The following is a 12616-nucleotide window of genomic DNA, read 5'->3' on the forward strand; positions in this document are numbered from 1 at the left end:
GACGCTCCCCACACAGCCGCTTCCCGCGCGCAATGCCCAGTCCCCGCTCCCGCAACCCGGAGTTGGCCCGGCCTGGGCAGCCTCTGGTGATGTGACAGCGGTACAGCTCCCCGAACTCCACCCGGGACGACTCCCCCGTCGCGTCCCGGTCCGCCGCCTGCGGCAGATCCTGTGTCTGCTCCCGCTCCTGCTCGTCACCGTGGTCGCGGTGCAGCACCGGTCCGTGCTGGCCGCTGGTTTCGCGCATCTGGGCACCGCCGAGTGGCCCTGGCTGCTGGCCGCGGCCGGGGCGACCTGTCTGACCTGGGTCGCCGCCGCCTGCACCCGGCAGGGCGCGGTCGTCGAGCGGCTGCCCCGACGGCGGCTGCTGGCCACGCAGTTCGCGGCGGGCGCGGCCAACCACCTGCTGCCGACCGGGCTGGGCGCGAGCGCGGTCAACCTGCGGTTCATGACGGTGTGCGGGCTGCCGCTCGCCCGCTCCTCGGCCGCCCTCGCCCTGTACCTGCTGGCCGAGAGCGCCGGCCGGGTGCTGCTGCTGGGGGCCCTGCTCATCGCGTTCCCCGACGCGCTGCGCCTCGGCACGCTGGTGCCGGAGACGGCGTTCGGCCCGCTGCTGGCCGGCGTCGCCGTGGTGCTCGTGATCGCCGCGACCGTGCTCGGCCTCGTACGGCGGCTGCGCTCGGCCGTGGTGTCCTTCCTGCGGACGGCGCTCGGTGAGGCGCGCTCGGTGCACAGGCGTCCGGCGCGGGCCCTGGCGCTGTGGGGCGGGGCCTTCACCTTCCCGGCGCTGCAGGCCTCCGTCCTGGTGCTGGTGGGGCGGGCCCTGGGGCTGGACGTTCCGGTCGCGCACATGGCGGTGGCCTATCTGGCGGCGACCGTCGCCGTCGCTCTGGTGCCGACGCCCGGCGGCATCGGCTCGGTGGAGGCGGCGCTGGTCATGGCGCTGGTGGCCGCGGGCGGCCCGGCCGCGGTGGCCACGGCCGTGGTCCTGGCCTTCCGCGTCATCACCGTCTGGCTCCCCCTGGCGCCGGGCGCGCTGACCCTGGCGGCGCTGGTACGGCTGAAGGTGATCTGACCCGGGTGGCGTGCCACTCCGTCGCGGGGATCCGCCCCGAGCGCCCACGGACCCGTGAGCGAACCGTTCGTGACGGTGTGTCATGTGCAGTAACTCACCCCCCGCTCATCCCTGTCTCCGGTACGGAACCCCGTCCGGGATACGGCAGGATGAACGATCGTGCCGACCGCAGGTCAGGGTGGTCGGGCGCCTTCGAACATCCCGGAAGACGAGCAGGTGACGACGTGACGAGACTTCACATCCGGCCGCCGATGGCGGCGTTCGCCGCGATACCCCGCCCCGGAGGTGACCGGTGAACCGCGCACTCACCGTGGACGATCTGCTGTTCGCCGGCATCGCCCTCGGCTCGGGCCTGCTGGCGGCGTTCGCGCTGCGCATCCTGCTGCGCTGGCTGGGCGGGCACGCCGACCGCACCCGCTGGACCGGGGACGACGTCATCGTGCACGCGCTGCGGGCCGTGGTGCCGTGGGCCGCGGTCGTGGGCGGCGCCGCGGGCGCCGCGGCGGTGCTGCCGCTGACCCGGGTGGTGCAGCACACCACCAACCAGGTGCTCACCGTGCTGCTCATCTTCGTCGCGACGGTGTCGGCGGCCCGAGTGGTGACCGGGCTGGTCCGTACGGTCACGCAGTCCCGCTCCGGGGTCGCCGGATCGGCCACGATCTTCGTCAACATCACGCGCATCCTGGTCCTGGCGATCGGCTTCCTGGTGGTGCTCCAGACCCTGGGCATCTCGATAGCGCCGATGCTCACCGCCCTGGGCGTGGGCGGTCTGGCGGTCGCGCTGGCGTTGCAGGACACCCTCGCCAACCTCTTCGCGGGTATCCACATCCTCGCGTCCAAGACCGTCCAGCCCGGTGACTACATCCGGCTCAGCAGCGGCGAGGAGGGCTACGTCGAGGACATCAACTGGCGGCAGACGACGATCCGCAACCTGTCCAACAACCTCATCGTGCTCCCCAACGGCCAGCTCGCGCAGGCGAACATGACCAACTTCATGCGCCCCGAGGAGCAGCTGACCATCCTGGTCCAGGTCGGGGTGGCCTACGACAGCGACCTGGACCACGTGGAGCGGGTGACCAACGAGGTCATCGCCGAGACCATGACCGAGGTCGAGGGCGCCGTCCCCGACCACGAGCCGATCATCCGGTTCCACACCTTCGGCGACTCCCGCATCGGTTTCACCGTCATCCTGGGCGTCGGCGAGTTCAGCGACCAGTACCGGATCAAGCACGAGTTCATCAAGCGCCTGCACAAGCGCTACCGCGCGGAGGGCATCCGCATACCCGCCCCGGCCCGGACGGTGGCGCTCCAGCAGGGCGCGGTCGTCATCCCCCAGCAGCGCACCGGCGCGATCGAGCCGGACGAAGTGGCCTCCGTCCGGCTCGACTAGCGGCTCACGGCGTCACCGCTCACCGCGTCACAGCGTCGCGGAGTTGTCGTGGCGCCCGCCGGCCCTCCGGTCGCGCGGCGCCGAGAGGGACGGCGCGGCCGGCGTCACGGTCCAGTCCGGGTGGCCCGGCATCCGCGGCGTCTTCGTGCCGTACAGCCACTCCCTCAGGAATCCGGAGAGGTCCTGGCCGGAGACCTGCGAGGCGACCGCGATGTAGTCCTCGGTGGAGGCCGAGGAGTCGCGGTAGCGCTCGAGGAAGGCACGCTCGACGGCGCTGAAGGCCGCCTCGCCGATCTGCTGCCGCAGCGCGTAGAGGACGAGGACGCCACCCAGATAGCGCTGGCTGTCGAACAGATTCGCCGCGTTGGGTGCGGCGACCGGCCCCGAGGTGCGGCGCCACTGGTCGCCCAGGGCGTAGGTGTCCTTCATCCGGGCTTCCATGGTGGTCAGGCCCTTGGAGTCGGGCCAGCCGCGCTCGTAGCGGTACAGCAGCCCGTAATAGTCGGCGTGGCCCTCGTTCAGCCACAGGTCGGCCCAGGTGGCGGGGCTGACGCTGTTGCCGAAGTAGGAGTGGACCAGCTCGTGCATCATGTGCGAGCCGATCTTGCTCTCCTCCTGGAGGAGGTAGTTCGGCTTGTAGATCGTGAGGGTCTGGGTCTCCAGACCGGTGAAGTCGAAGGCGTCCGAGGCGTCGTTGTTGCAGGGCAGCAGGCCGTACGTCTCGAAGGGGTACGCGCCGAGCCGCTGTTCGACCCACTCCACCAGGGCCGGGGTGAGCGCCAGGGCAGGTTCCAGGGCGGCGGCCCGGGCGACGGGGACGACGTCCCGCAGCGGCAGGCCGTGCGGGCCCTGCCGGTCCTTGATCACGTAGTCGCCGACGGTGATCTGCACCACCTCGGTGGCGATCGGCGAACGGGAGCGGTAGGTGTACGCGGTCCGGTCACCGGCCAGCTGTTCGGTGCGCTCCAGCATGCCGCTCGCGACGCCCCGCAGGCCGGCGGGCACGGTGAGGCGGAAGGTGAAATCGGCCTTGTCGGAGGGGTGGTCGTTGCAGGGGAAGACGGTGTGGGCCAGGTCCGGCTGGCAGCACACCGCGAATCCGTCGGGGGTGGCCACCCAGCCGCCGGCGGGCGGCGGGGTCCGGCGCGGGTCGGCGCCGTAGGCCACGCACACGGTGACCCGGGCCTTCGGCGGGAGCCGGCGCGAGGGGGTGATCCTCAGCTTCTCGGCCACCTGCTCGAAGGCTGCCGGGCGGCCGTCGACACGGACGGAGCGTATGTCCAGGCCGCGCGCGTCCAGGGAGAAGCGGCTCAGGGCCTGGGTGGTGCGGATGGCCAGGGTCGCGGTCGCCTCGACGAGCCTGGTCGTGGCGTCGTACGCGAAGTCGAGGTGGTAGGCCGAGACGCGGTAGCCGTCGTTGCCCAGGTCGGGGAAGACGGAGTCGCCGAGGGTCTCGGGGCCCGGGGTGGCGCCGGTCCTGGTGGCCGCCTGGGCCGGGATCCCCGTGGTGAGCGCCGCCGCCGTGCCGATGAGGGCGACCGCCGGGGCCGTCACTCTGGTGCGATATCTCATGGTCCGCTTTCGCTCGGACGGCCGGGTGGTCAGATCCGGCCGTGGCTAGGAGTGAGTGATCTCTCTCCAGGACACGGGAACGAGCCGATCGGTTGCACGAGACTGGACGCGGACCCCTGTCGAGACGAGGTCGGTCACGAGATATCTTGATGTCGAGCAATGTTGCAGACGTGGAGCGGAGCACCCGGTGACTGACTCGACCATCATCTATACGCACACTGACGAGGCCCCCGCCCTGGCGACGTATTCCTTCCTGCCGGTGGTCCGGGCCTACGCGTCACAGGCGGGTGTCCCCGTGGAGACCCGCGACATCTCGCTGGCCGGACGCATCATCGCCCTGTTCCCGGAGTACCTGACCGAGGACCAGCGCATCCCGGACGCCCTCGCCGAGCTCGGTGAGCTGGCCAAGACGCCCGCCGCCAACATCATCAAGCTGCCGAACATCTCTGCGTCCATCCCGCAGCTCAAGGCCGCCGTCGCCGAGCTGCAGGGCCAGGGTTACGCGCTGCCGGACTACCCGGACGACCCGAAGACCGACGAGGAGCGCGAGATCCGCGCCCGCTACGACAAGGTCAAGGGTTCCGCCGTGAACCCGGTCCTGCGTGAGGGCAACTCCGACCGGCGCGCCCCCGCCTCGGTCAAGAACTACGCCAAGTCCCACCCGCACCGCATGGGCGCCTGGACCGCCGAGTCCAAGACGAACGTGGCGACCATGGGGCAGAACGACTTCCGCTCCACCGAGAAGTCCGTCGTGATCGCCGAGGACGGCGAGCTGCGCATCGAGCTGGTCGGCGACGACGGCACCACCACGGTGCTGCGCGAGTCCGTACCCGTACTCGCCGGGGAGGTCGTCGACGCCTCCGTGATGCGCGTCGGCGCGCTGCGCGAGTTCCTGACCGCGCAGGTCGCCAAGGCCAAGGCCGAGGGCGTGCTGTTCTCGGTGCACCTGAAGGCCACGATGATGAAGGTCTCCGACCCGATCGTCTTCGGCCACGTGGTGCGCGCCTTCTTCCCGAAGACGTTCGCGCAGTACGGCGACAAGCTCGCCGCGGCCGGCCTCACCCCGAACGACGGCCTGGGCGGCATCTACAAGGGCCTGGAGGCCCTGCCGGAGGGTGCCGAGATCAAGGCTTCCTTCGACGCCGAGCTCGCCGAGGGCCCGGAGCTGGCGATGGTCGACTCCGACAAGGGCATCACGAACCTGCACGTCCCCTCGGACGTCATCGTCGACGCCTCCATGCCGGCCATGATCCGCACCTCGGGCCACATGTGGGGCCCCGACGGCCAGGAGCACGACACCCTCGCGGTGCTGCCGGACTCCTCCTACGCGGGCGTCTACCAGGCCGTGATCGACGACTGCCGGGCGAACGGCGCCTACGACCCCTCCACCATGGGTTCGGTGCCGAACGTCGGTCTGATGGCGCAGAAGGCCGAGGAGTACGGCAGCCACGACAAGACCTTCGAGATCGCCAGCACGGGCACGGTCCGCCTGGTCGACGGCAACGGCACCGCGCTCATCGAGCAGAGCGTCTCGGCCGGCGACATCTTCCGCGCCTGCCAGACCAAGGACGCGCCGATCAAGGACTGGGTGAAGCTGGCCGTCACCCGCGCCCGCGCCACCGGCGACCCGGCCGTGTTCTGGCTGGACGAGACCCGTGCGCACGACGCCAACCTGATCGCCAAGGTCAACAGCTACCTCGCGGACCACGACACCGAGGGCCTGGACATCCGGATCCTCAACCCGGTCGAGGCGACGAAGCTGTCGGTGGAGCGCATCCGCCGCGGCGAGAACACGATCTCCGTCACCGGCAACGTCCTGCGTGACTACCTGACGGACCTGTTCCCGATCCTGGAGCTGGGCACCAGCGCCAAGATGCTGTCGGTCGTCCCGCTGATGGCGGGCGGCGGCCTGTTCGAGACGGGTGCGGGCGGCTCGGCGCCGAAGCACGTACAGCAGCTGGTCAAGGAGAACTACCTGCGCTGGGACTCCCTGGGTGAGTTCTTCGCCCTGGTTCCGTCCCTCGAGCAGTTCGCGAAGGTCACGGGCAACGCCCGCGCCCAGGTCCTGGCCGACACCCTGGACCGCGCCACGGCGACCTTCCTCAACGAGGACAAGTCCCCGACCCGTCGCGTCGGCGGCATCGACAACCGCGGCAGCCACTTCTACCTGTCCCTGTACTGGGCGCAGGAGCTGGCCGGGCAGAGCGAGGACGCGGACCTGGCGAAGGCCTTCGCCCCGCTCGCCGAGACGCTCGCCGCAAACGAGCAGAAGATCGTCGACGAGCTGAACGCCGTCCAGGGCAAGCCCGTCGAGATCGGCGGCTACTACCAGCCCGACCCGGAGAAGGCCGCGGCGGCCATGCGCCCGTCCTCCACGTGGAACGAGGCCCTGGCGTCCCTGAGCTGACGCCCCGGGCCGCATCGGCTCCCGGGCTCCGCCCCGGCCGGCACCACGCCCGGCCGGGGCGGAGCCTTGTGCGCCCCTCCCCCGGCCCCTCGCCCCTCCCCAGGCCCCTCGCCCCTCCCGCGGCCTTCACCACTCCCGCGTGGCGATCAGCTCCTCCACGTCCGCGTCCGGGAAGCCGTACGCTCGCGCGAGGAAGTCGAAGTCCTCGGCTATCTCCTCCCGGGCCACCGTCTCGATCTCGCTGCCGGCCGCCTCGAACGCGGCCTCCAGGTCGTTGAACTCCTCCGTGGCCGCCTGCGTCAGGGCGTACAGCGCGTCGAGGCCGACGGGCCGCTCCGCCTCGATGCGCTCGCACAGGGCGAGCAGGATCGCGCGGCCGCGGTCCACCACGTGATCGGGGTAGTAGTCGTCCTCGTACAGCCCCCGGAGAAACGGGTGAGTGCGCACCTGCTCGTTGCTGATCGGCATGACGTCCTCGGCCTCGACGGTTCGGCGATGTGACACCTTGATCGTGCCGCACCCCACTGACAACGCCCCTGGAGCCGCCTCGTGACCGACACCCCGCACCCCTTCGAGCTGCTGTCCGGGGACGGGCGTTCTCCCGTCATCCTGCATGTGCCGCACTCCGCGCGGGAGATACCGGATGCCGTGCGGGCGGGGATCGTGCTGGGCGACGAAGAGCTGGAGCGGGAGCTCGACCACATCACCGACGCCCACACGGCGCAGATCGCCGAGGCGGCGGCCGGGCTGGCGGGCGTCGTGCCGTGGCGGTTCGTCAACCGGCTGTCGCGGCTGGTCGTCGATCCGGAGCGGTTTCCGGACGAGCGGGAGGAGATGCTCGCCGCCGGGATGGGGGCGGTGTACACCCGGACCACACACGGTGGTGCGCTGCGGGTCGGGGACGTCGATACCACGCCGCTCCTCGAGCGGTACTTCGACCCCTACGCGCGGGCGATGACGCGGGCCGTGGCGGACCGGCTGGAAGCCGCCGGGCGGGCCGTGATCATCGACGTGCACTCCTACCCGAGCCGGAGACTGCCGTACGAGCTGCACGGGGAGGGGCCCCGCCCTCCGGTCTGCCTCGGTACGGACTCCTTTCACACGCCGCCCGCGCTGCTGGACGCCGCCCGGGAGGCGTTCGGTGAGACGCAGCTCGACACCCCGTTCGGCGGGACCTACGTCCCCCTGGAGTTCTACGGGAAACGGCCCGAGGTGAGCGCCCTCATGGTGGAGATCCGCCGGGACACGTATATGACCGAGCCGGGCGGTCCCGCGGGGCCCGGTCTCGAGCGGCTCGCCGCCGCGCTGGCCGGGCTGGTCGACGCCGTGTCCCGCTGATCCGCCGCGGTCCCCGTCCCCGTCCCGGTCGCCGGTGCCGGAGCACCCACATCCCTCAGGCCCGCAGCCACTCCGTCACCACCACGTCCCCGCCGGTCCGCAACCGCAGGGCGAACGGGCCTGACAGCGGCACGTCGCCCGTGAAGCGGCCCAGGTCGTCGGCCGTGAGCGGGGAACCGGGGCGTGGCCCGCCGAGGACCTCGATCCGGGCCGGCTGCGGCGGCAGCACCTGCCCCATCAGCCCGTGCGCGGTCACCTCGACGTCGACGGTCACCTCGCCCGCCCGGAAGGTCAGCATCCGGGGCACGTCGGCGGCGCCCCGGACCGGGAGGGCGTCGACGAGCGAGTCGAAGGTCAGCTCGGCCACGCGCGCGTCGAGGTCGTGCAGCGCGTAGGCGTCGACGGCGATCTGCTGGAGTTCCGCCGGCACCGGGTCGAGGACGGCGGCGGCCTGCCGCAGCTCCTCCTCCAGCAGCCCTGCGTCGAACTCCTCGTCGTGCCAGTTCTCTTCGGCGAGCAGTTCGTCGTCGTTCATGTCGTCGCTCATGTCGCTCACATCGCCCCCCGTGCCTCGAGCCGGGCCCGCAGGCGCCGCAGACAGCGCTGGCGCAGTGGCCCGATGCTGCCCACCGCGATGCCCAGCGCGGCGGACACGTCCTGGTAGCTGGGCGGTGGGGTGGCCATCAGCACGCGCAGCAACTGCCTGCACCGCTCGCCCAGTTCTTCGAACTCCTGCCACAGCCGCCGTACGCGTTCGCTTTGTGCGGCGGCCTCCTCGGAGTCGAGCAGCGACTGTTCCGGCGTGCCGTCCTCACTGACCCGGTCCAGCAGCCGCGGATCGTCCGTCAGGGTCAGCCGCTGGGAGTTCTTGATGACCTTGAGGCACTCGTGGCGCGCGGTGCTCGCCAGCCACGCGCCCGCCTTGCCCGGCTCGCGGATCCGCCCGAGGTGCTGGGCGAAGCGGAACCAGGCCGTCTGGTACACCTCGTGGGCATCGGCGTCGGAGAGCCGGTGGGCCCGGACGACCGACCACACCAGGGGGCTCAGCCCTTCCACGAGCGCCTTCCAGGCCGCCGCGTCACCGTCGGCGGCTGCCTGGACGAGCGCGCCGGCATCAGTACGGTCCACGGCAGCCCCACCCCTCGAGTACGGCACGTCATGGTACGCCGTGGAGGGGGCGGCTTCGGCCCTCACAGCGCGGGGCCGAGGCGCACGACCGGGACCGGCCGCCAGGTGGGCGGACGCAGCGCCGGGACGTGCGCGCCACGCACGTCGGCGAACTCCGCCTGCGAAGCCAGAAGTTGCCGCCGGGCCGCGCGCGGATCGGTCTCCTTGTGCGCCGTCATGTGGGCGGCGACCAGGCCGGCGGTCACAGGGGCGGCGAAGGAGGTGCCGCTCCACTGCGCGTACCCCTCGAACATCACCTGGTCCGGCTTGGCCGTGTTCCCCTGATCGCTCAGCACGCCGCTGTGGCGGGGGTGCTGGCAGGTACAGCCGTACGAGAAGCCGTACCGGCAGGCCTCGTACGTGGAGTGCTGGTACACGTACGGGACGGGCGAGTCGAAGCCGGTGAGGGCGCTGGTGAGGCGCTCGCCGGGGGCGTAGACCTTCACCCAGGGGCCGTGGTTGGTGAAGCAGGCGCCGTATGCGCCGTCGCTGCGCAGGGCGCCGACCGACAGCACGGAGTCCTCCCAGCCGGGCAGGTCGGCGTAGGCGGCGGGCCAGAACGGCGCGGCGCTGGCGTTGTTGCCGGCGGCGGCGACCAGCAGGGTGCGCTGCTCGCGCAGTTCCCGCATGAAGTTCTCGACGCCGAGCAGGCCGTCGGCGCGGCCGTTGGAGGTGCCGGCGGAGAGGCTGAGGACATCCGGCCAGCCGTCGGCGTCGACGGCCTCGAAGAGCTTCTCGCCGAACTCTGACTCCAGGATGGCGCCGGCGTCGTTGAGGGTGCCGCGCACGGTGATGTCGGTGTTGGGTGCGACGGCGGCGACGAGCCCGGCGATGAACGTGCCGTGTCCGACGTACTGCTGGAGGATCCCCCGGTCGTCGCACTCCTGGAGCTGCGCGTCACCGTCGGTGTGGGCCAGCAGACCGCAGGAGCGGTAGTCGTGCATGAGGCCGGTGTCGACGACGAGGACGCCGACGGCGGTGTCCGGGTCGTGGGGCGTGTCGGCGGCGGCCGGGTTGGGTGGCTCGCTGAGCGGGGCGGGAACGGGTTCGTCGCCGGGGCAGGCGTTCACCGCGATGTGCACGACGTGGTTGCGGGCGACCATCCGGCGCCCGGCCCGGGACTCGTGCTCCCGAACCGAGCGCAGGGCGTGCGCGACGGCCCGGTCGGCGTCCCGGCCGCCCTCGCCGGGGTCGCCGACGCGGATCCGGGTGATGCCGCTGCGGTTGGCCTGCTCTCCCGCGCGGCGGACCTGCTCCTGGTCGAGGTCGGGTGCCGCCGTGAAGTGCGCCCGTACCGTGTCCTCGACGATCCGGGCCTCCTCGCCGTCGCGGACGAGGACCACGCCCTTCTCGTACATGAACTCCGCCGAGTCGTCCGGGCCCATCGCCAGCGGCACGTCCGGCATCGAGCGCTGGACCTGGTCGAACTGCTCGTGGAATCGCTGAGGTGCCATGGCGGGTCCTCCCGTTGGTGCGACGGCGTCGGTCGGTGCCGCTGAGCGGTCGTCAACAAGAGCCGCTGGGCCGTCCCTTGATACAGCTCGCCCTCCACGACGAGCCACCGAAAGCGACCGCGCCGGCGCCGAGGCAACTGAGGCCGTACCCGACCGCGCATTCCCGCAGATCGATGGCGTCGGAATCGTGCTGACCAGCACGTGGGTTCTGCTCAGCGACATCGAACCCATGACCTGATGGAGCGTCACTCCCACCTGCGCGGGCGGGATGTGCGCGGTCTCGCGCGAGGTCGAGCCTCGCATGCACCACGTGTTGCGCGCGGCGGCGGCAGCGTCCGATGCGGCGGCATGGCGACGCTGCAGAGCGCGGGCCGGCTGCCAGGCTGGGCACATCTGACCCGCAAGGTGATCGGGAGCTCTACCGTGTGCCGTCGACGAGGCCGGGTGCTCCGGGGCAACGGCCGCCGGGTGGTGACGCGCGGTGTTCCTCCTGACTCCCCTGCAGCAGAGCTGAGAACCGCGAGCGGCCCGCCGTACCAGTGTTCCTGGTGCGGCGGGCCGTACCCTGTTCGAGTGGCCGGCCCTGGGCCGGCCTCACGCGAGGAGAACCCGGAAGGGGTTCAGACCCAGGGAGTGGGGGTCATCCGGTGGCGAGGGTGGTCCACTTCTGGTTGGAGCCGCCGTGGCAGTCCCACAGGTGGAGTTGTGTGCCGTCGGCGGTGGAGGCACCCGGAATGTCCAGGCAGCGGCCGGAGACGGGGTTGCGGTAGCCGCCGTTGAAGGGCTGCCAGACCTGGTTGGCGCCGCCGTGGCAGGACCAGAGCTGCACCTTGGTGCCGTTGGCCGTGCCCGCCCCGGCGACGTCGAGGCACTTGCCCATGGAGCGCAGGGTGCCGTCGGTGTAGGCGGACCAGAACTGGTTGGCGCCGTTGCTGCATCCCCACGTCTGGACGGCGGTCCCGTCAGCGGTGGCGGCGCCGTTGACGTCCATGCACTTGCCGGCGATGCCGGACTGCACGCGTGCGGGGGCGGGGGCGGGGTTCCTCAGCCACCCGGCGCTGTCCGCGGACCGGATCCCGCGGTGGAAGGCGTCGGCCATCTTCTGAAAGCCGGAGTCGTTGGGGTGCAGCGCGTCGACCAGGTCGGCCGTGGTCAGGCTGCTCATGTCCACGTAGGCGACGCGCTTGCCCGCGGACTGTGCGTCCCGCACGATCTGGGGGATCGCCTGGTTGTAGGCGGCCCGGTACTGCTCCTCGGAGCCGCTGGTGGACACGACCAGGGAGGCCACGAGGACGGTCGCGTCGGGGGCGGCGGCGGTGATCTGGCCGACCAGCGACCTCAGCCGGGCGGTGGCGGTGGAGACCTGGTAGCTCTCGTTGAGGTCGTTGGTGCCGATATGCAGCGTCACGACGTTGGGCCGGTAGCGGGTCAGCGAGGCGTCGGTGAGGGCGGCGACCTGGTGGATCTTGTACCCGGGGTGGCCTTGGTTGTCGTTGTCGGACATCGAGCCGCTCCGTTCCGTGCCCACGAAGTCCAGCGGATGCCCGTCCGCCGCGAGCCTGTTCCACAACGGCCCGCGGTAGCCGTTGCCGGTGCTGCTGCCCACGCCCCAGGTGATCGAGTCACCCAACGGCAAGACCCGCAAAGGGGTGTCGGAGGCGGCGGAGGCAGGGGCCACACCCGCCGCCGTCACCCCGAGCACGGCGGCGACAAGCGTGACCAGGGGGAAAATCCAGGGCTTTCTCATACAGGCGTCCTCTTCTGCGAGTGATGGTGATTAGCGGGTGGGGGATAGCCGTTGGTGCCAGCCACTCGGCACCTGTTTCGCTACCGATCTGGGCCGGACAACTCCGCCCTCACTGAGCGTCCCGGCGGCTCACACCGCGAGGATCTGCCAGTCCTGGTTGGAGCCGCCGGTGGAGGGTCACTGGGTGACCTTGGCACCGGGCCGTTCGCTCATGGTCGGGGTGGCTCGCGTAGTCGCGGCAGGAAGGCGGCCCGGAAGGGAGGAACCCCGGCCGACGTGCGGCTGGGGTTCCTCAAGGTGGTGGGTCGGTCAGCGGGTGGGTTCGCCCATGTCGTGGACAGCTCGTCCACGCGTCGGCGGGCAGACCCCCATCGCGATCACCGTGGAGGGGGCGGGTCAGCGCTGCAGGGTGAGCAGGGCCGGTCGGTACGGCAGCGACAGGTAGTCGGTGCCGTCCGGTGAGGGA

The 12616-nt window shown here is 71.4% G+C and carries 10 protein-coding genes; 4 read left to right on the plus strand and 6 right to left on the minus strand.

Annotated elements, in window-relative coordinates; translation table 11 throughout:
- Nucleotides 1–175 precede the first annotated feature (175 nt).
- Together ACIQHQ_RS21175 and ACIQHQ_RS21180 are read left to right on the plus strand one after the other, a co-directional pair.
- Complete coding sequence (locus ACIQHQ_RS21175; protein WP_402613496.1) at nucleotides 176–1075, plus strand: YbhN family protein; 900 nt, start codon at nucleotides 176–178, stop codon at nucleotides 1073–1075.
- 292 nt (nucleotides 1076–1367) lie between these two features.
- The gene (locus ACIQHQ_RS21180; protein WP_402613438.1) at nucleotides 1368–2465 is read left to right on the plus strand and encodes a mechanosensitive ion channel family protein; all 1098 of its coding nucleotides are present in this window, start codon (nucleotides 1368–1370) and stop codon (nucleotides 2463–2465) included.
- A gap of 27 nt (nucleotides 2466–2492) precedes the next feature.
- Here ACIQHQ_RS21180 and ACIQHQ_RS21185 read toward each other — a convergent pair whose 3' ends face one another.
- Nucleotides 2493–4037, minus strand: coding sequence for a M1 family metallopeptidase (locus tag ACIQHQ_RS21185; RefSeq protein WP_402613439.1), 1545 nt, complete (start codon nucleotides 4035–4037; stop codon nucleotides 2493–2495).
- A gap of 187 nt (nucleotides 4038–4224) precedes the next feature.
- Between ACIQHQ_RS21185 and ACIQHQ_RS21190 the strand changes: the two genes are divergently transcribed.
- Complete coding sequence (locus tag ACIQHQ_RS21190; RefSeq protein ID WP_402613441.1) at nucleotides 4225–6444, plus strand: NADP-dependent isocitrate dehydrogenase; 2220 nt, start codon at nucleotides 4225–4227, stop codon at nucleotides 6442–6444.
- 126 nt (nucleotides 6445–6570) lie between these two features.
- On the opposite strand, the gene ACIQHQ_RS21195 is transcribed toward ACIQHQ_RS21190, so the two are convergent.
- Nucleotides 6571–6912 carry a DUF5713 family protein gene (locus ACIQHQ_RS21195; RefSeq protein ID WP_402613443.1) on the minus strand — a complete coding sequence of 114 codons (342 nt, stop codon included), beginning with the start codon at nucleotides 6910–6912 and terminating at the stop codon, nucleotides 6571–6573.
- An 81-nt stretch (nucleotides 6913–6993) separates the two neighbouring features.
- On the opposite strand from ACIQHQ_RS21195, the gene ACIQHQ_RS21200 reads away from it, so the two are divergent.
- On the plus strand, nucleotides 6994–7782 hold the full coding sequence (locus ACIQHQ_RS21200) for an N-formylglutamate amidohydrolase (protein ID WP_402613445.1): 789 nt from the start codon (nucleotides 6994–6996) through the stop codon (nucleotides 7780–7782).
- Nucleotides 7783–7837: 55 nt separating this feature from the next.
- On the opposite strand, the gene ACIQHQ_RS21205 is transcribed toward ACIQHQ_RS21200, so the two are convergent.
- The 4 genes from ACIQHQ_RS21205 to ACIQHQ_RS21220 all read right to left on the minus strand — a co-directional run bounded on the left by ACIQHQ_RS21205 (nucleotide 7838) and on the right by ACIQHQ_RS21220 (nucleotide 12150).
- The gene (locus ACIQHQ_RS21205) at nucleotides 7838–8329 is read right to left on the minus strand and encodes a hypothetical protein (protein ID WP_402613447.1); all 492 of its coding nucleotides are present in this window, start codon (nucleotides 8327–8329) and stop codon (nucleotides 7838–7840) included.
- A gap of 5 nt (nucleotides 8330–8334) precedes the next feature.
- Nucleotides 8335–8910, minus strand: coding sequence for a sigma-70 family RNA polymerase sigma factor (locus tag ACIQHQ_RS21210; RefSeq protein ID WP_390978338.1), 576 nt, complete (start codon nucleotides 8908–8910; stop codon nucleotides 8335–8337).
- 62 nt (nucleotides 8911–8972) lie between these two features.
- On the minus strand, nucleotides 8973–10403 hold the full coding sequence (locus tag ACIQHQ_RS21215) for a S8/S53 family peptidase (protein ID WP_402613449.1): 1431 nt from the start codon (nucleotides 10401–10403) through the stop codon (nucleotides 8973–8975).
- A gap of 640 nt (nucleotides 10404–11043) precedes the next feature.
- Entirely contained in the window at nucleotides 11044–12150 is a 1107-nt protein-coding gene (locus tag ACIQHQ_RS21220; RefSeq protein ID WP_402613451.1) for a ricin-type beta-trefoil lectin domain protein, read from the minus strand.
- Nucleotides 12151–12616 lie beyond the last annotated feature (466 nt).

It is taken from the genome of Streptomyces sp. NPDC092370 (assembly GCF_044755265.1).
In the GTDB taxonomy this organism is placed as follows: Bacteria; Actinomycetota; Actinomycetes; order Streptomycetales; family Streptomycetaceae; genus Streptomyces.

Bases quoted from the DNA above. Each gene is read 5' to 3' on its own strand.
- ACIQHQ_RS21185 (WP_402613439.1), bottom strand. From the start codon at position 4,037: ATGAGATATCGCACCAGAGTGACGGCCCCGGCGGTCGCCCTCATCGGC.
- ACIQHQ_RS21220 (WP_402613451.1), bottom strand. From the start codon at position 12,150: ATGAGAAAGCCCTGGATTTTCCCCCTGGTCACGCTTGTCGCCGCCGTG.
- ACIQHQ_RS21205 (WP_402613447.1), bottom strand. From the start codon at position 8,329: ATGAGCGACGACATGAACGACGACGAACTGCTCGCCGAAGAGAACTGG.
- ACIQHQ_RS21195 (WP_402613443.1), bottom strand. From the start codon at position 6,912: ATGCCGATCAGCAACGAGCAGGTGCGCACTCACCCGTTTCTCCGGGGG.
- ACIQHQ_RS21215 (WP_402613449.1), bottom strand. From the start codon at position 10,403: ATGGCACCTCAGCGATTCCACGAGCAGTTCGACCAGGTCCAGCGCTCG.